This is a genomic window from Streptomyces rimosus subsp. rimosus, from assembly GCF_000720725.1.
In the GTDB taxonomy this organism is placed as follows: domain Bacteria; phylum Actinomycetota; class Actinomycetes; order Streptomycetales; family Streptomycetaceae; genus Streptomyces; species Streptomyces rimosus_A.
Genome location: NZ_JOCQ01000166.1, coordinates 1 through 18103, shown reverse-complemented (window position 1 = coordinate 18103; position 18103 = coordinate 1). Strand labels below are relative to the sequence as shown.

The 18103-nt window shown below is 71.7% G+C and carries 18 protein-coding genes and 1 riboswitch; of the genes, 15 read left to right on the top strand and 3 right to left on the bottom strand.

Annotated elements, in window-relative coordinates; translation table 11 throughout:
* Both IH45_RS0141010 and IH45_RS0141005 read left to right on the top strand, forming a co-directional pair.
* Window positions 1–1410: RDD family protein (locus IH45_RS0141010; RefSeq protein ID WP_030681613.1), on the top strand; the 1410-nt coding region annotated here is incomplete at its 5' end.
* An 87-nt stretch (window positions 1411–1497) separates the two neighbouring features.
* Entirely contained in the window at window positions 1498–2289 is a 792-nt protein-coding gene (locus IH45_RS0141005; protein ID WP_030681611.1) for an RDD family protein, read from the top strand.
* Between the two features lie 157 nt (window positions 2290–2446).
* On the opposite strand, the gene IH45_RS01000000144695 is transcribed toward IH45_RS0141005, so the two are convergent.
* A complete protein-coding gene (locus tag IH45_RS01000000144695; protein WP_032919414.1) occupies window positions 2447–2767 on the bottom strand; it encodes a hypothetical protein in 321 nt (106 codons plus the stop codon).
* Window positions 2768–3156: 389 nt separating this feature from the next.
* On the opposite strand from IH45_RS01000000144695, the gene IH45_RS0140995 reads away from it, so the two are divergent.
* Window positions 3157–5556: an immune inhibitor A domain-containing protein gene (locus tag IH45_RS0140995; RefSeq protein ID WP_107058814.1), complete on the top strand. Its 2400-nt coding sequence runs from the start codon at window positions 3157–3159 to the stop codon at window positions 5554–5556.
* A gap of 115 nt (window positions 5557–5671) precedes the next feature.
* Window positions 5672–5983: a hypothetical protein gene (locus IH45_RS1000000150455; protein ID WP_078898027.1), complete on the top strand. Its 312-nt coding sequence runs from the start codon at window positions 5672–5674 to the stop codon at window positions 5981–5983.
* Window positions 5984–6461: 478 nt separating this feature from the next.
* Here the strand turns inward: IH45_RS1000000150455 and IH45_RS0140990 are convergent, their stop codons facing one another.
* Window positions 6462–7058, bottom strand: a complete 597-nt coding sequence (locus IH45_RS0140990; RefSeq protein ID WP_030681604.1) for an isochorismatase family protein — start codon at window positions 7056–7058, stop codon at window positions 6462–6464.
* 176 nt (window positions 7059–7234) lie between these two features.
* A complete protein-coding gene (locus tag IH45_RS0140985) occupies window positions 7235–8563 on the bottom strand; it encodes a nicotinate phosphoribosyltransferase (protein WP_030681599.1) in 1329 nt (442 codons plus the stop codon).
* Between the two features lie 80 nt (window positions 8564–8643).
* Here IH45_RS0140985 and clpS point away from each other — a divergent pair, with 80 nt between their 5' ends.
* The 11 genes from clpS to IH45_RS0140930 all read left to right on the top strand — a co-directional run bounded on the left by clpS (window position 8644) and on the right by IH45_RS0140930 (window position 17848).
* A complete protein-coding gene (clpS, locus tag IH45_RS0140980; RefSeq protein WP_234440878.1) occupies window positions 8644–9003 on the top strand; it encodes an ATP-dependent Clp protease adapter ClpS in 360 nt (119 codons plus the stop codon).
* Window positions 9003–9614, top strand: coding sequence for a DUF2017 domain-containing protein (locus IH45_RS0140975; protein WP_030681595.1), 612 nt, complete (start codon window positions 9003–9005; stop codon window positions 9612–9614). Before clpS ends, IH45_RS0140975 begins: the two co-directional genes overlap by 1 nt.
* Before the next feature lie 558 nt (window positions 9615–10172).
* Window positions 10173–11660: an amino acid permease gene (locus tag IH45_RS0140970; RefSeq protein WP_030681593.1), complete on the top strand. Its 1488-nt coding sequence runs from the start codon at window positions 10173–10175 to the stop codon at window positions 11658–11660.
* A 103-nt stretch (window positions 11661–11763) separates the two neighbouring features.
* Window positions 11764–12186 (top strand): M67 family metallopeptidase, encoded by a 423-nt coding sequence (locus IH45_RS0140965; protein ID WP_030681592.1) that lies wholly within the window; start codon window positions 11764–11766, stop codon window positions 12184–12186.
* A 95-nt stretch (window positions 12187–12281) separates the two neighbouring features.
* Window positions 12282–12396, top strand: a riboswitch (cobalamin riboswitch).
* 38 nt (window positions 12397–12434) lie between these two features.
* Entirely contained in the window at window positions 12435–13433 is a 999-nt protein-coding gene (locus IH45_RS0140960) for an ABC transporter substrate-binding protein (protein WP_030681591.1), read from the top strand.
* Between the two features lie 6 nt (window positions 13434–13439).
* Window positions 13440–14486: a FecCD family ABC transporter permease gene (locus tag IH45_RS0140955; protein WP_030681590.1), complete on the top strand. Its 1047-nt coding sequence runs from the start codon at window positions 13440–13442 to the stop codon at window positions 14484–14486.
* Complete coding sequence (locus IH45_RS0140950; protein ID WP_234440877.1) at window positions 14483–15418, top strand: ABC transporter ATP-binding protein; 936 nt, start codon at window positions 14483–14485, stop codon at window positions 15416–15418. The genes IH45_RS0140955 and IH45_RS0140950 overlap by 4 nt, the downstream gene beginning before the upstream one ends.
* Window positions 15415–16227 carry a (2Fe-2S)-binding protein gene (locus tag IH45_RS0140945; RefSeq protein WP_030681587.1) on the top strand — a complete coding sequence of 271 codons (813 nt, stop codon included), beginning with the start codon at window positions 15415–15417 and terminating at the stop codon, window positions 16225–16227. Before IH45_RS0140950 ends, IH45_RS0140945 begins: the two co-directional genes overlap by 4 nt.
* Window positions 16228–16328: 101 nt before the next feature.
* Window positions 16329–16442, top strand: a complete 114-nt coding sequence (locus tag IH45_RS1000000150910) for a putative leader peptide (protein ID WP_317985625.1) — start codon at window positions 16329–16331, stop codon at window positions 16440–16442.
* A 150-nt stretch (window positions 16443–16592) separates the two neighbouring features.
* The gene (locus IH45_RS0140935) at window positions 16593–16898 is read left to right on the top strand and encodes a MoaD/ThiS family protein (RefSeq protein WP_030681586.1); all 306 of its coding nucleotides are present in this window, start codon (window positions 16593–16595) and stop codon (window positions 16896–16898) included.
* Window positions 16898–17848 carry a PLP-dependent cysteine synthase family protein gene (locus tag IH45_RS0140930; protein WP_030681584.1) on the top strand — a complete coding sequence of 317 codons (951 nt, stop codon included), beginning with the start codon at window positions 16898–16900 and terminating at the stop codon, window positions 17846–17848. The genes IH45_RS0140935 and IH45_RS0140930 overlap by 1 nt, the downstream gene beginning before the upstream one ends.
* Window positions 17849–18103: the final 255 nt, after the last annotated feature.

The window sequence follows — 18103 nt, the reverse complement described above, 5'->3', positions numbered from 1 at the left end:
GCCCAGGCCCCCGCGCCCGCCCCCACTCCCGCCGTGGAGGAGACCGGCCCGGTCTTCCTCGACGACGACGGGGAGCCCGGCGGGCCGGCCGAGGCGGGCGCCGCTTCCGGCACGGGCGCCCCGGCCTCCGCCTGGCAGGCCGACACGGCCCGGCAGAACGGCTTCGGCGGCGAGCAGGACCGCCGTATCGCCTGGGGCTCGCCCGAGGAGCGGCAGGCCGGGCTGCCGCAGCAGCGGGACGAGGCCGCCGCCCCGGCCGGGACACCGGCGGAGGGCGAGGGCGCCCCGCGCTCCGACGGTACGGTCACCATCCGCGCCGTACGGGACGAGGAGGGCCCGCGCCGCGATCACGGTACGACCACGATCCGCGCCGTACGCCCCGAAGGGAACGCGGGCGGCAAGAGCGACACGATGGCGTTCCGGGTGGCGCCGCAGGCCGGGCCCGCATCGCCGTCGTCCGCGCCGTCGACCGCGCCCGGCAGTACGGTGCCGCAGCCGCTGCCGTCCACCGGCACGCAGCAGCCCCCGGCCGGTCCAGGACCGCAGCAGGGGGCCGCGCAGCCCGGCCCCGGCGGTCCGGCCGCCGCCGCCCAGGGGCCGGCCCAGCAGGCGCCGCAGGGGCCCGTACAGCCACAGCCGCAGCCACAGCCGCAGCCACAGCCGCAGGCCGGGCCCGCGCCCGCCGCGCCGCTCACCCCGCACCAGCCGGCCCCGCACCAGCCGTTCCCGCCTCAGCAGGTCCAGCAGGCACCGGCGCCGCACGCGCCGGTCCATCAGGCGCCGCCACAGCCCGCGCCGCAGGCCCAGCCCGCGCCCCCCTTCGCAGGCTTCCCGCCGCAGCAGGACGGCGGCGCGGCCGAGGGCGTCGTGCCCTGGAAGCCGCCGACCTCCGACCCGTTCGCCGCGGCGGCGCAGGCGCAGGGCCGCCCGGCCTCGCTCGGCCGCCGGTTCGCCGCCCGCCTGATCGACACGCTCGCCCTGGCCGTCATCACCGGCGTCGCCGCCGTACCGCTGTGGGGCCCGGCCACCGACCACATCGACGCCAAGGTGGAGGCCGCCAAGCAGTCCGGGCGCGAGGTCACGGTCTACCTGCTGGACGGCACGACCGGCCCCTATCTGGCCATCGTGCTCGCCGTGCTGCTCGTCGGCGGCGGACTGTACGAGGTGCTGCCCACCGCCAAGTGGGGCCACACGCTCGGCAAGAAGCTGTGCGGTGTGCGGGTGCTGGACATCGAGGGGCACGACACCCCGCCGCTGTCCGCGGTGATCAAGCGGTGGCTGGTGTACGGGGTGCTCGGCGTCCTGGCGGTCGGGGTCGTCAACGCGGTGTGGTGCCTGTTCGACCGCCCGTGGCGGCAATGCTGGCACGACAAGCTCGCGCGGACGTTCGTCGCCGAGAAGGCCGAGTAGGCCGAGAAGCAGGCCGCCCGCCGGACCGCGTCACCCGCCCGGCCCTCGCCGGATGCGGAGCCGCGCGGCCCGGGTTCGACTCGGGCCATGAGCACCGACCAGCCCAGGCCCGGCTCCGGCGGCGAACCACCGGAGAACGACCCGTTCCTGAAGAGGCCGCAGGAACCGCCGGCGGGCGGCTCTCCGTACCGGGACGAGCCGGCCGGTGGCTCTCCGTACGGCCGCCCGGCGGAGGGCTCCCCGTACGACCGGCCGGCCAACGCCACCCCGTACGGTGAACAGCCGCCCGGCGGGGACCCGTACGGCGGCGCCCCGCCTCCCGGCAGCGGCCCGCCGCCCGGCGGGATGCCCCCGCCCCCGTACGGCGGCGATCCGTACGGCGGGAACCCCTACGGCGGCCAGTACGGCGCCGCCGACCCGCTCGCCGGGATGCCGCCGCTGGCGAACCGGGGCCGCCGGCTGGTGGCCCGCATCATCGACTGGATCATCGTCTGCGTACCGGTCGGCCTGATCATGAGCGCGATCGTCGGCGGCTTCGACTACTGGACGACCGACGACACGCAGACCGGCCGGCAGGCGTGGGTCTCCGGCGTCACGATGCTGGCCTACCTCGTCTACGAGGGCCTGATGCTCACCAGCCGCGGGCAGACCGTCGGCAAGATGGTGATGAAGATCCGGGTGGGAATGCTGGAGAACGGCGCGGTGCCGGCCGGACAGGCGGGGTGGGTGCGGGCGGTGGTCTACACGCTCCCGGAGATCGTGCCGTGCTGCGGCTTCATCTTCTGGCTCGTCAACGTCCTGTGGTGCACCTGGGACAAGCCGTACCAGCAGTGCCTGCACGACAAGGCGGCGAAGACCGTGGTGGTCTCCGCCGCCTGACGCAGCGGCGGCCGTGACCCGGCGGCGCCGCCGGGTCACGGCGGTGTCCGGCGTCCCGGCCGCACGGCGGCTCCGGCGCGTCAACCGGCGGTCGGCGCACCCCTCTCCTGAGCGGTGCCCGGCCGCCTACGCGCGTCCACCAGCCACGGACGGGTGACTAACGGGAGTGCTCGCCGACGCGCGCCTCGGAGGAGACGCCCGCGTGGGTGCGCTGGCGCGGCAGGCGCACCGTCGTCGTACGGGTGGTGGACGCCGGCTGCGGGCCCGCGCCCGCGCGCCGGGCCGTACGGCGCGCCACGTGAAAAGCCCCCGGCAGCGGCGCCGTCATGGCGACCAGCAGGCCGAGGGCCAACGCGGCGACGGCGATGACCGCGATACCGACGCCGGTCCGGGTCTGTGAGAGCAGCAGCATGGCGAGGGTCGAGAAGATGACGGTGGCCGAACCGTAGGCGAGCTGTGCGGCAGTCGGACGAGGCATGGCGGATCCGTCCTCAAGAGGTCGGCAGGGGTGTGGTCGACAGGGGCGCGCGCCGTCAAATGACTCTACGGTCCTTACTGCCCGAGCGGAACTGGCGGTAAGCGTGACCTAACCCACGGTTCCGGAGCATAGGGGGCGCACGGATTCATCCGGAGTTTGAACGTCCCTGATCGGGGCGCTGGTTGGCGTGTGCGGAGCACATCGCGGGGGAGCCGCCGGGGGGAGTGCGCGTACGTACGAAACGGTCACGTGCCTGTCCGATAGCCGCAACCTGAGGGTCGAAAACCGTACTTCTCTGACGTGACCAAGTCAAGGTCTGTCTTTTCCCCTCCCCTTCCGGTCAAATGCTGGCATCCAGCGACCATTTCCCATGGGGAGGAATGCGCCAAGTGAGAGCCAAGAGACGGGCGTTCAGACCGGCCGCCCTGGTCACCGCCGCCGCCGCGATCGGGGCGGCCGCCCTGTCTTCCGGCGCGCCGGCGCAGGCCGACGAGGGCCACGGGCCGCTCGCCGTCCAGCGGCAGGACCCCGGATCCCCCGCCAAGCAGGCCGTCGACCACGACCTGAAGGGTCCGTTCAGCGACCAGCAGGCGGCGCAGCGCAAGGAAGCGCTGCAGCAGGTCATATCCGGCGACGCCAAGCCCACCAAGCGCGGCGCCTCGCAGGTCGTGAAGCTGAACGGCGGCAAGTACGTCGAACTCGCCCGCGAGAAGACCGACAAGATCTTCACCATCCTGGTCGAGTTCGGCAACAAGGTCGACGACACCACGATGTACGACCCGGACGGCGACGGCCCCAAGCCCCCGGTGAAGAAGTACGGCGGCACGGCCGGGCCCGCGCACAACACCATCGCGCAGCCCGACCGCCGCAACGACAACTCCACCGCCTGGCAGAAGGACTACAACCGCCAGCACTTCCAGGACCTCTACTTCTCGCACGACAAGAACAAGGAGTCCCTGGCCAAGTACTACGAGAAGCAGTCCTCGGGCCGCTACTCGGTCGACGGCGAGGTCTCCGACTGGGTCAAGGTCGACTGGAACGAGGCCCGTTACGGGTCCAACTACTGCGGCTCCACCAACTGCCCCAGCGCCTGGGACCTGATCCGCGACGGCGTCAACCGCTGGGCCGAGGACCAGAAGGCCAAGGGCCGCACCGACGCCCAGATCAAGGCCGACCTCGCCAAGTACGACCAGTGGGACCGCTACGACCACGACGGCGACGGCAACTTCAACGAGCCCGACGGCTACATCGACCACTTCCAGATCGTGCACGCCGGCGAGGACGAGTCCGCGGGCGGCGGCGCGCAGGGCAAGGACGCGATCTGGGCGCACCGCTGGTACGCGTACGGCAGCGACTCCGGCCACACCGGCCCGGCCGGCAACAAGGCCGGCGGCACCCAGATAGGCACCACCGGTGTCTGGGTCGGTGACTACACGATGCAGCCCGAGAACGGCGGCCTGGGCGTCTTCGCCCACGAGTACGCCCACGACCTCGGCCTGCCGGACGAGTACGACACCACCGGCACCGGTGAGTCCTCCGTCGACTCCTGGTCGCTGATGTCCGGCGGCTCCTGGCTCGGCCGCGGCAAGGACGCCATCGGCGACCTCCCCGGCGACATGAGCGCCTGGGACAAGCTCCAGCTCGGCTGGCTGAACTACGCCAAGGCGAAGGCGGCCACCAAGTCCACCCACATGCTGGGCGTCGCCGAGTACAACACGAAGAACAAGCAGGCCGTGGTGGTCGAACTGCCCGCCAAGTCGGTCCGTACCGACGTCGTCAAGCCCGCCGAAGGCACCCAGCAGTGGTGGAGCGGCATGGGCAACGACCTGAAGAACACCCTGACCCGCTCCGTGGACCTCACCGGCAAGAAGACGGCCGCCCTGACCCTCAAGGGCTGGTGGGACATCGAGCAGAACTACGACTTCGCGTACGCCGAGGTCTCCACGGACGGCGGCGCCAACTACACGCCGCTGGACGGCACCGCCGACGGCAAGGCGATCCCCCGCGACGGCAGCGACAAGCCCGCGCTGACCGGCACCTCGGGCTCCTACAAGGACCTGGTCTTCCCGCTCGACGCCTACGCCGGCAAGAAGATCGACCTGCGCTTCCGCTACCAGACGGACGGCGGGGCGGCCCAGAAGGGCTTCGCCGCCGACGCGATCTCGGTGACCGCGGACGGCACGGCCCTGTTCACGGATGGCGCCGAGGCCGGGGACAACGGCTGGGCGGCCAAGGGCTTCTCGCGCATCGGCGCGTCCTTCACCAAGGACTACCCGCGCTACTACATCGCCGAGAACCGCCAGTACATCTCGTACGACAAGACCCTCCAGACCGGCCCGTACAACTTCGGCTGGTCGTCCACCCGCCCGCAGTGGGTCGAGCACTTCCCGTACCAGAACGGCGTCCTGATCTGGCTGTGGGACACCTCGCAGCCGGACAACAACGTGGGCCAGCACCCGGGCTACGGCCAGATCCTGCCGGTCGACGCCCACCCGAAGGCCGAGAAGTGGTCGGACGGCAAGCTGATGCGCAACCGCTTCCAGTCCTACGACTCGACCTTCACCGCGCACCGTACGGATGCGCTGACGCTCCACAAGGACGGCAAGGTCACCAAGATCTCGTCGAAGCCCGGGGTGACCGTCTTCGACGACCGCAAGGGCGACTACTACGACGAGTCGAACCCGACCGGTGGCGTGATCGTTGCTGACACCAACACCCGCATCAAGGTCGTCACAGAGGCCTGGAACGGCTCCCAGGTGCTCCTCCAGGTGGGCCCCTCCACCAAGTAATCAGCAAAACCGCAGGTCATAAGCCGATCGGCCGTCGCCCCCTAGCGGGCGGCGGCCGATCGCGTTTAGATGCATCGTGCGAGTTCTTGTTGACACCGAGTCTTACGGGGTGCGCATGTCCACAACCGGAGGAGGGTTCATCAGGCTTCCCGGCGGAAGCGTGGTGGTCGCCCTGGCGCTGCCCAGACCGGGCCATACGGGGCACCGTGTACGGGTGCTCGTCCACGCCGTGAACCGCCAGCGAGCGCTCACGCGGTTGCGGAATCTGGGGCTCCGGGCGGTGTATCTGCGCGGTAACCAGGAGCCACCGACCCCTGACGAGGTCACGGCCGTCCTGCACCACCCGGACGGGCTGGTGTGGCGCGAGACACCGGAGGACGATACGGAGTCTTGGCATCCGATACGAGCTCTGTTGCGGTGTCGCTAATCGCTGCGCTTCGCTTGGTGGGGGGGCCAACTCCTCGGCACCGTGCACGGCGTCCAAGGGTTGATAGTGAACCGAGGGCACCCGGCTGCCTGCGGGGATGGCCCCCTACACGCCCCCTCCGGTCGGTTGGGCGAGTGCGGGCCGGTGGGGTGAGGGAAAAGAAAGCCTTGGTGCGCGCCCACCATGTGGTCAAGCTCGCGCACGTATAGGCGCAGGGCAGGGGGCGCCTCCGCGTCGCGCGTGAGCCCTCGGCCGGGTTTTGTGCAGTTCCCAGCCACGGCGGCGGGAAAGCCGCCCACGGAGCGGCTCGGGGACATACAGGGGTCTCCCCGCAGGCGACCGAGGCCCCGGTCACGAATGACCACAAGGTCGCGTCCCCGGCAACGAGGAGTGACCCCTGTGTGGCCCCGAGCCCCACCCACCGGACCCTAGGCGCGGGACGCGCACCCCCACAACGCAAACCGCGCCCCACGGGCGCTCACGCCGCGATAACCACCGGCTTCCCGGTCAGCTCGACGCCAGCGTCCCGCATCCGCTCCAGCGCAGCCTCCGTCGTCCCCGGCGCCACCCCGGCCGTCAGGCCAAGCAGTACCCGCGTACGGAAACCTTCCCGCACCGCATCCAACGCCGTAGCCCGCACGCAGTGATCCGTGGCCAGCCCGACCACGTCCACCTCGGTCACCCCGTGACCATGCAGCCAGTCGGCCAGGGGGCGGCCGTTCTCGTCCTCGCCCTCGAAGCCGCTGTACGCGGCGGAATGCGAGCCCTTGGAGAAGACCGCGTCGACCGCCCCGGACGCGAGCGCCGGCGCGAAGTTGGGGTGGAAGCCGCTGCCCTCCGTGCCGGCGACGCAGTGCGGGGGCCAGGACGTCTCGTAGTCCGGGCGGGCCGAGAAGTGGTCGCCGGGTTCGATGTGGTGGTCGCGGGTGGCCACGACGTGCCGGTAGCCGCTGCCCGCCGCCTGCCCCACCAGATCGGTGATGGCGGCAGCCACATCCGCACCACCTGCCACGGCGAGGCTGCCGCCCTCGCAGAAGTCGTTCTGCACGTCTACGACGATCAATGCCCGGTGCATGGTGCGAGCCTTCCGGCTGGGAGGGGAGGGAGGGGGCGCGGAGCGGTGTGACCGAGGGTAGCCACTCTCCGCGCCGAGGGGGAGTGGGCACCGGATGCACGTACGGACCGGCCCGCCCGCCCCCGGCGGACCAGGAACCGGGGCCGACCGCCCGCGCCAGCGGGCACCGCACCGGCCTACACCTGCTCGGTCGGGAGCACCGCCTCCCCACGGGACAACTGCATCGCAGACATCGGCAACCCGGCCCGCGCCGCGATATGCCGCTCCCGCGCCGCGTCCAGCGGCTCCCGGGCGACGACCTCACCGCCGCGCACCAGCGGCACCGGCAGCAGCCGGTCGGCCAGGTCCGGCGGTACCGGGCCGGTGCCGACGACCTCGGTCTCGGCGACGCCGTGTTCGTCCAGCCGGCGCGCGGCCCACTTGCGGCCGCCGAGCGAGGCCTTGCCGCCCATGGACTTCTTCGCCACCGGGCGCAGCGGCGCGTCCGGGGCGTCGCTCTCGGCGCGGGCGACGAGCTTGTAGACCATGGAGGCGGTGGGGTGTCCGCTGCCGGTGACCAGTTGCGTACCCACTCCGTACGCGTCCACCGGCGCCGCCGCGAGCGAGGCGATGGCGTACTCGTCCAGGTCGCTGGTCACGACGATCCTGGTGTCGCGGGCGCCCAGCTCGTCCAGCTGCTGCCGTACCCGGTGGGCGAGCAGCAGCAGGTCGCCGGAGTCGATGCGTACGGCGCCGAGGCCGGGACCGGCCACCTCCACGGCGGTCCGGACCGCTTCGGCGACGTCGTAGGTGTCGACGAGCAGCGTCGTGCCGCTGCCGAGGGAGTCGACCTGCGCCTGGAACGCGTCCCGCTCGCTGTCGTGCAGCAGGGTGAAGGAGTGGGCGCTGGTGCCGACGGTGGGGATGTTGTAGCGGAAGCCGGCCGCCAGGTCGGACGTGGAGTGGAAGCCGCCCACGTAGGCCGAACGAGCGGCGGCGACCGCCGCGAGCTCGTGGGTGCGGCGGGCGCCCATCTCGATCAGCGGCCGGTCGCCGGCCGCGACGGCCATGCGGGACGCGGCGGCGGCCACCGCGGAGTCGTGGTTGAGGATGGAGAGGATCACCGTCTCCAGCAGCACCGCCTCGGCGAAGGTGCCCTCCACCCGCATGATCGGCGAGCCGGGGAAGTAGACCTCGCCCTCCGGGTAGCCGAAGATGTCGCCGCGGAAGCGGCAGTCGGCCAGCCAGTCCAGCGTGCGCGCGTCGAGGATGCCGCGGTCGCGCAGGAAGCCGAGAATCGTTTCGTCGAAGCGGAAGTTCTCCACCGCGTCCAGGACCCGGCCGGTCCCGGCGACGACTCCGTAGCGGCGGCCTTCGGGCAGGCGCCGGGTGAAGACCTCGAAGACCGAGCGGCGGTCGGCGGTCCCGGACCGCAGCGCGGCCTGCAGCATGGTGAGTTCGTACTGGTCGGTGAAGAGCGCAGTCGACGGCACGGCCACCGGCAGCCCCAGGTCTGCTGTGTTCATGGTGAGATGCTACCTCCCATACTCGTCACTTTGACGATTTCCCCGGGCCGTTTGTGCGATGCCCCACCACGGGTGGCAGCATGGACACCGTGAGCGCCGACCCGTCTGCCACCATCGCCCTTCGATCGACGCGCTGCGCGCTCAGCGCCCCCGTGGAGATCGAACGCCCGGAGTCCAGCGAGGCACCCGCCGAGGTGCCGGACCCGGACGTGCCCTGGGTCACGGTGGTGCACAACGACCCCGTCAACCTCATGAGCTACGTGGCATACGTCTTCGAGACCTACTTCGGCTACTCGAAGGGCAAGGCCCGGCAGCTCATGCTCGACGTTCACCACAAGGGGCGGGCGGTGGTCTCCAGCGGCACCCGCGAGGAAATGGAGCGCGACGTGCAAGCGATGCACGGCTACGGCCTGTGGGCGACCCTCACACAGGACCGCTGATGGCCGGACACTTCGAACCCCTGCCCGGCGGCGGTGCGGCCGCCCCCCTCGACGAGGTCGAGATCTCGATCCTGCGCAGCCTCGCCGTCCAGCTCATGGAGCTGATCGGACCGGGCGAGGAGGCGCCCGAGGGCGAGGACCCGCTCGCCGCGCTGTTCACGGACGGCCCCAGCGAGCCGCCCTCCGACCCGGCGCTGGCCCGGCTCTTCCCCAACGCGTACGGCGGCCCCGACGAGGTGCCGGACGACGCCACGCACGCCGCCGCGGCGGAGTTCCGCCGCTACACGGAGAACGATCTGCGCGCCCGCAAACGCGAGGACGCGCTCGCCGTCGTACGGGCGCTGGACGCGCTCGGCCCCGTCGGCGGCTCGGGCGGGGAGGGCGCCGTGGACGGCGCCGTACTGCGCCTGAAGCCGGACGAGTCGCGGCAGTGGCTGGGGGCCCTGAACGACCTCCGGCTGGCCATCGGCACCCGCCTGGAGGTCACCGACGAGGACGAGAGCGGCGAGCTGCTGCGCCTGCCGGACAGCGACCCGCGCAAGCCGATGGTGATGGCGTACCTGTGGCTGGGCGGCCTTCAGGAGAGCTTGATCGAGACGTTGACGGCCTGAGGGGTACGGGGGCGGAGTAGGGCGGAGTGGGCTGCTGGTCCGGTCCGCTCCGGGGCGGCTAGGGCGGTCCGCGACCGCCTTCCAGGTCGGTGATTTACGTCGCTTCCGGCGTGGTGACCGGGGCCGTCCGCCCGATGGTCCGGCGTCCTCGGCCGGGCCGTCACCAGGGGCTGCTCCCGGGCGCGCGACCCGTGCCGCGTCTGGCATCCGGGCCGTTTCGCCGCGGCCTCGGCGCGCCCCGTGCGGCACGGTCCGCGCACCCGGCCCGGGGCTCCGCTCAGAGGACGCTCAAATCCGGATAACGATCGCGTCACCGGCCCTGACTACCCACCAGCCCTTTCCAGCATTTATCCTACTTTTCTTGTGCTCGGCTTCGCGACATCACTGGTAGAGGTGCGCGAGGCCGTGATAGATGTTCACGACCTGCCGTGAGTGACGCCACCCCTGTTGCTCCGGGAGCGCTTGGCCGACCGACCGTCGGCGTGCAGGAACTCCATCCGGGGGGATCGGAACCCGATCCGGACAGACCGGGTCGGAATGGAGAAGGGCGCACCACTCATGACCTCTGTGCAGGTCGAAAAGAAAGTCGGCGGCGACGAAGCCGCGGGGTCTGCTTCCGAAGAGGGTTACCAGCGGGGGCTGGGAAACCGGCAGATCCAGATGATCGCCATTGGTGGCGCCATCGGAACCGGCCTGTTCCTCGGAGCGGGCAAGGCGATCTCGAAAGCGGGACCCAGCATCATCCTGGCCTACGCCATCGTGGGCCTGGTCATCTTCTGCATCATGCGCGCCCTGGGCGAGCTGCTCATGTACCGCCCGGTGTCGGGTTCCTTCTCGGAATACGCCCGTGAATTCCTCGGCCCGTTCATGGGCTTCGTGACCGGCTGGACGTACTGGCTGTTCTGGGTGGTCACCGGTATCACCGAAGTGACTGCAGCGGCCACCTATGTGCAGTACTGGAACAAGGGAATACCCCAGTGGGCGTCCGCCCTGGTGTTCACGGTCGCCCTGTTCGGAATCAATCTGATCTCCGTGAAGCTCTTCGGTGAGCTGGAGTTCTGGTTCTCGATGGTCAAGGTCACCGCGATCATCGGCATGATCCTCATCGGTCTCGGCGTCATCATTCTCGGTTTCTCCGACGCCGGCGACACCGCTTCCTTCAGCCTTCTGTGGTCGGACGGCGGATTCTTCCCGAAGGGCATCGGCGGCACGCTGATGACCTTGCAGATCGTGATGTTCGCCTTCCTCGCGGTCGAACTCGTCGGTGTCACCGCGGGCGAGGCCACCGACCCGAAGAAGGTCCTGCCCAAGGCGATCAACACCGTGCCGTGGCGGATCGGCCTCTTCTACATCGGCGCGCTGATCATCATCCTGTCCGTCGTCAGCTGGACCGTCTTCCAGCCGGGCGTGAGCCCGTTCGTCGCGGCCTTCCAGAAGATCGGTCTGTACGGCGGCGCGGCCATCGTGAACTTCGTCGTGCTGACCGCGGCGCTGTCCTCGGCCAACTCCGGCATGTACTCCACCGGCCGGATGCTGCGCGACCTCGCGCTCAACGGGCAGGGCCCGAAGCTGTTCACCCGCCTGAGCAAGAACGGCCTGCCCACCTGGGGCACCGGCGTCTCCGTCGCGATGATGCTGGCCGGCGTGTGGATCAACTACCAGTGGCCGGGCAAGGCGTTCGACCTGGTGGTGTCCTTCGCGACGATCTCCGGTATGTGGGCCTGGATCATGATCCTGCTCTCCCAGCTGCGCTACCGGGCCAAGGCCAACCGCGGCGAGCTGCCGCAGTCCGAGTTCAAGGCGCCCGGCTCCCCGTACACCTCGATCTTCGCGCTGGCCTTCATCGGCATGGTCATCGTGATGATGGGCGTGGACCCGGACGCCCGGGTCTCGCTGTACGCGGCACCGTTCTGGGCACTGGTCCTGGGCGTCAGCTACCTGGTGCTCAAGTCGCGCAACCCGGAGTCGTTCGCCAAGCCGGCCGCTACCGCTGTGGGGGCGGATGCGGCCGTGAAGAGCGGCGAGAAGGGTGACACGCAGGGCTGAGGACGGCCCGTACCGAACGGGCTGTTGAGGTAACTGTCCAGCATGCGGGCCGGTTCGTACCAAGCCTCGGTACGGGCCGGCCCGCCTGCTTATTCTTGGCCCCATGCTGACCCTTACCAAGGCCCTGTACGACGAGATCGTGGAACACGCCCGCAAGGACCACCCGGACGAAGCGTGCGGCATGGTCGCGGGCCCGGTCGGCAGCGGACGCCCCGAGCGGTTCATCCCGATGCTCAACGCCGCCCGCTCGCCCACCTTCTACGAGTTCGACTCCCAGGACCTGCTCAAGCTCTACCGCGAGCTGGACGACCGGGACGAGGAACCGGTGATCATCTACCACTCGCACACCGCGACCGAGGCGTACCCGTCCCGTACGGACATCTCCTACGCGAACGAGCCCGGCGCGCACTACGTCCTGGTCTCCACGGCCGACACCGACGAGGCGGGGCCGTTCCAGTTCCGCTCGTTCCGGATCGTGGACGGCGAGGTCACGGAGGAAGACGTCGAGGTCGTGGACGCGTACTGACCGCCGGGCCGCCGGGCCGCCGGGCCGCCGGGCCGCCGGGCCGTACGGACCACCGCGGCGGCGGGCGCCGCCCCCGCACCTGACACACTGTGCCGCATCACCCTCGGGCGGCAGGACCCAGGAACCCGGTGCGAATCCGGGACGGTCCCGCCACTGTGACCAGGCCGTACGGCCCGGAAGCCAGGAACTGACCTGCCGCCCTCAGCACACCGACCAGGGGACGCGGATCCCCCGGAGGAGGCACGGCCATGTCCAGATCCAGGTCCCGTGGTGCCCTGCGCGCGCTCATCCCGGCGGCGCTCCTGCTGCCGCTCGCCGCCTGCGGCAGCGGCGACGACGGCAAGGCGTCCGGCGGGACCGGGGCCAAGGCGGCCGGCTTCCCGTACACCGTCACCAACTGCGGCGTCAGCACCACCTTCCAGGCACCGCCGCAGCGCGCGGTGACCATGAACCAGCACACCACCGAGATCATGCTCGCCCTCGGCCTCAAGGACCGGCTCGCGGGCACCGCCTACCTCGATGACAAGGTGCTGCCGCAGTACGAGAAGGACTACAAGAACGTCAAGGTGCTCGCCAAGGAGTACCCCTCGTACGAGACGCTGCTCGGCGCCAACCCCGACTTCGTCTACGGCGGGTACGCCAGCGCCTTCGACAAGGGCGAGGGCCGGGAACGGGCGGCCCTGGAGAAGTCCGGCATCAGGACCCGCCTGAACGTCGAGTACTGCTCCCACGGCAAGACCGGCGTACAGCAGCTCGCCCAGGAGATCCGCGAGGTCGGCGCCACCTTCGGCGTACGCGACCGGGCCGAGGCCCTGGTCAAGAAGGCCGAGACGACGATCGACACCACCAAGGCGAAGCTCAAGGGCGTCGCCCCGGCCTCCGTCTTCGTCTACGACAGCGGCGACACCGCGGTGCACACCGCGGGCGGCAAGGGCATCGGCAACGAGATCATCTCCCTCGCGGGCGGCCGCAACATCTTCGCGGACACGGACAAGACCTTCACCGACGTGTCCTGGGAGCAGATCGTCGAGCGCAAGCCCGAGATCATCGTGATCTACGACTACGGCGGCACCACCGTCGAGGCGAAGAAGAAGCGGCTGCTGGACGACCCGGCGCTGCAGGACGTACCGGCCGTCAAGAACAAGCGGTTCGCGGTACTGCCGCTGTCCAGTGCGGTGCTCGGCGTCCGCGTACCGGACGCGGTCCGGTCGCTGGCCGGACAGCTGCACCCGGACGCCGTCAAGTAGCCCCCGGTGACCTGCAAGACCGCGGCACCGCCGCGCCGGCTGCGCTACACCCTCGTCCTGGCCGTCCTGGTCGCCGCCCTGCTCGCGGCGGCGCTGGCCGGCCTCGTCCTCGGCTCCGTCAACATCCCGCCCGGCGACGTGCTGCGCATCCTGTCCGGGGACGCGCCGCCCGGCCCGTACCCGACCATCGTGCTCGACGTCCGGCTGCCGCGCGTGCTGCTCGGCGCCGTCGTCGGCGCGGGGCTGGCCGTCCTCGGCACCGTCCTCCAGGCGCTGGTCCGCAACCCGCTCGCCGACCCGTTCCTGCTCGGCGTCTCCTCGGGAGCCTCCACCGGCGCCGTCATGGTCGTCGTCCTGGGCGTCGGCAGCGGCGTGGCCACCACCGTCTCGATGCCGCTGGGCGCCTTCGTGGGCTCGCTGGCCGCGCTGATCGCCGTATACGCCATGGCCCGGCGCGGCGGCACCATGACCACCGGGCGGCTGGTGCTGGCGGGCGTCGCCGTGCAGTACATCCTGTCCGCGCTCACCAGCCTCGTCCTGGTCACCGCCGCCGAGGCCGAGCATCTGCGGGCGATCATGTTCTGGACGCTCGGCGGCCTCGGCCAGGCCCGCTGGAACACGCTGTGGCTGCCCGCCGCCGTCCTGCTCGCCGGGCTCGCGCTGCTGCTCACCCTTGCCAGGCCGCTGGACCTGCTGCTGGTCGGGGAGGAGGGTGCCACCGTCCTCGGCCTGGACACCGGCCGCTTCCGCGCCGCCGTCTTCGTCCTCGCCTCGCTGGTCACCGGCGTGCTCGTGGCGGCCAGCGGCTCGATCGGCTTCGTCGGCCTGATGGTGCCGCACGCCGTGCGGATGTTCGTCGGCGCCTCGCACCGCGCCCTGCTGCCGGTCGCGGCGCTCGCGGGCGCGGTCTTCGTCGTCCTCGCCGATCTGCTGGCCCGTACGGTCGCGGGCTCCCAGGAGATCCCCGTCGGCGTGATCACGGCGCTGGCCGGCGGACCGTTCTTCCTGTGGCTGCTGCGCCGCACGACGCGTACGGAAGGAATCACCGGATGAACGGCCCGACCACGGATGCCGTCGGCCGCGCCCCGGCCCCCGCCGAACTGCGGGCCGAGGGCCTGTCGTACGGCATCGACGGCCGCCACCTGGTCGACGGCGCCGATCTGTACGTCGGCCCCGGGGAAACGGTGGGCCTCGTAGGCCCCAACGGCAGCGGCAAGACCACCCTGCTGCGCTGCGTCTACGGCACCCTCGCCCCCACCCACGGCCGGGTCACCCTCGACGGGCGGGACCTGGCCGGATTCTCCGCCAAGGAGCGGGCCCGGTGCATCGCCACCGTCCCGCAGGACGGCGGGGCCGCGTTCGAGCTGACCGTGCGCGAGATCGTCGCCATGGGCCGCTCCCCGCACAAGCGCTTCTGGGAGACCGACTCGGCGGCCGACGCCGCGCTCACCGACCAGGCGCTGGCCCGGGTGGGCGCCGCGGCGCTGCACGACCGTTCCTTCGCCGCGCTCTCGGGCGGCGAACGGCAGCGCGTCCTGGTCGCGCGGGCCCTGGTGCAGCAGCCGTCGCTGCTCGTCCTCGACGAGCCCACCAACCATCTCGACATCCGCTACCAGCTCGACGTCCTCTCCCTCGTCACCGGCCTCGGCACCAGCGCCCTGCTCGCGCTGCACGACCTCAACCTCGCCGCGTACTACTGCGACCGCCTGTACGTGCTGCGCGCGGGCCGCGTCGTCGCCCACGGCACGCCGCACGAGATCCTCACGCCCGGGCTGCTGGCCGAGGTGTACGGGGTGGCGGCCGAGGTCAGCGTGCATCCGGTGACGGGGGCGCCGACGGTGGTGTATCTGCCGCCGGGGGCGAGGGGGGATGCGGGCGTGGTCGCAGACGTGGACGCTGACGTGGACGTGGACGCTGATGTGGACGTGGACGCTGATGTGGACGTGGGCGCTGACGTGGAGCCGCCCGGGGCGGTGCGGCGATGAGTGCGTACGAGGAGGCGGCCGTCCAGGACGGCCCGCTCGCTGCCCTCGCGGCCCTTGCCGCCCACGGCCCCCGCTACCGCCTCGGGCTCGGCGCCCCGCCGCCCGGCGCGTCCGGCTGGCTCGCCGCCGACCGGCTGCTCGACCCGTACGGCCCGGAACTGTCCCGCCTGCTGGACACCGAGTACCGGGGCAGCGGCCACCGCACTGCGCACGCCGCCGCTCTCACCCTCATCGCGGTCTACGCGGGGCGGGTCACCGCGGCGGCCGTCCTGTACTGGGCGCTGACCGGGCGCGTGCTGGACGTACGGCCCGGGAACGTCCTCCTGCGGCCGGACCCCGGGCACGGGATCGCGGAGGTACGGCTGCGGGCGTTCCGGATGCTGGACAGGACGGGGGAGGGCGACGGCCCGCCCCGGCGCGCACCGGCCGAAACCGTCGGTGCCCTCCAACATGCCGTCCTCGCCCAGCACTTGCTCCCCCTGGCCGACGCCCTGCGGGAGCGCACCCGGGCCGGGCTGCGGCAGCTGCGCGGGGGAGTGGCGCACGGCTGCGCGACCGCCCTCGGCGCCTCCCGCGCCGATCCCGGCCTGCTGGCCCGCCGCTGGGCCGCCTTCCTGGACGGCGCGCCCGGCGGGCTCGCCGAGCTGGGCGATGTGGCCGCCGTCACGCGCCCGGACGGCACCCGGCGCCTGGTCTACCTCCGACGGACCTGCTGCCTCTTCTACACGAGCGCCGAAGCCGTACGCTGCGCCAGCTGCTGCCTGACCAGCAGGGACGACCGCATCGCGGCGTACGAGGGGCGCTCCTGACCCGTACTCCCGCCGCACCGTGTCCCACCAGGTGTGCGGCAACCGTCCGGATCGCAAGACGAGGTTCCAGTCACCGGACCGGGAATCGATACGATGACCGCATGGTTTTCCACGACGTGAGCGAGAAGACGCCGGGCATGTTGCTTGTGGCGCGGCTGCACGTCGACCTGTGCCGCCTCGCCAGCGCCATCTGTCCGAAGCGCACTGCCGCCTGACGCCGCCGGATCCCGGCCGCGCGGCGGCCGCGGCGCGCAGCACGCCTGCGCGCGCCCACCCGCGCTCTCCCGCACAGCGCCACCCCGCGACGCACGCCTGCGCCGCGCGCACGCCCATCCCGCACGTCCCGCCCTCCCACAGGAGCACCCATGGCCATCGAGGTCCGTATCCCGACCATCCTCCGCACCTACACCGACGGCCAGAAGGCTGTCGAGGGGAGCGGGGACACCCTCGCCGACCTCTTCGCCGACCTGGAGAGCCGCCACAGCGGCATCCGTGAGCGCCTCGTCGACGGCGGCCAGCTGCGCCGCTTCGTGAACGTCTACCTCAACGACGAGGACGTGCGCTTCCTGGAGGGCATCTCCACCAAGCTCAGCGACGGCGACAGCGTCACCATCCTCCCGGCCGTGGCCGGCGGCTCGGGCATGTCCGACGGCCCCCGGGAACAGCGCTGATGCGGTACGACTCCCCGCTGGCGGCGGTCGGCAACACCCCGCTGGTCCGCCTGCCGCGGCTGTCGCCCTCCGCCGACGTCCGCATCTGGGCCAAGCTGGAGGACCGCAACCCGACCGGCTCGGTCAAGGACCGCCCCGCGCTCCACATGATCGAACAGGCCGAGAAGGACGGGCGGCTCACGCCCGGCTGCACGATCCTGGAGCCCACCTCGGGCAACACCGGCATCTCGCTGGCGATGGCGGCCAAGCTCAAGGGCTACCGGATCGTCTGCGTCATGCCGGAGAACACCTCCTCCGAGCGCCGCGAGCTGCTCGCCATGTGGGGCGCCGAGATCATCTCCTCGCCCGCGGCGGGCGGCTCCAACACGGCCGTACGGGTCGCCAAGGAACTGGCCGCCGAACACCCCGACTGGGTGATGCTCTACCAGTACGGCAACCCCGACAACGCCGGTGCCCACTACGCCACCACCGGCCCGGAGATCCTCGCCGACCTGCCGTCCATCACCCACTTCGTGGCGGGCCTGGGTACCACCGGCACGCTCATGGGCGTCGGCCGCTATCTGCGCGAGCACGTCCCCGGCGTACAGATCGTCGCCGCCGAGCCGCGCTACGACGACGTGGTCTACGGGCTGCGCAACCTCGACGAGGGCTTCGTGCCCGAGCTGTACGACGAGTCGGTGCTCACCACCCGGTTCTCGGTCGGCTCCGAGGACGCCGTGCGCCGCACCCGCGAACTCCTCGCCGAGGAGGGCATCTTCGCGGGCGTCTCGACGGGCGCCGCCCTGCACGCGGCGATCGGTGTGGCCAAGAAGGCGGTCAAGGCCGGCCAGTCCGCCGACATCGCCTTCGTCGTCGCCGACGGCGGCTGGAAGTACCTGTCCACCGGCGTCTACACCGCCGAGTCCACCGAGGCCGCCATCGAGACGCTGCACGGGCAGCTCTGGGCGTGACACGCGGGGCGTAGCGCCCGGGGGCGGGCCCCGACGCTGAACGCGCCATGGGACGGACCGCTTCTGAACGGGGCGCCCGCCGACGCCGTATGAAGCGGCGGTGCCGGAGGCGGGCGTCCCCCGTCGTTTGCCTCCGGCACCGCCGTACGGCCGGTGCCGGACCCACCGGGCAGGCCCGCGGGCCGTCGGCCGGGGCGCGTACGGTCACGCGCCGCGCGCTCTTGGCCAAAAGCGTGCGCCCCCCGGCCCCCGCGC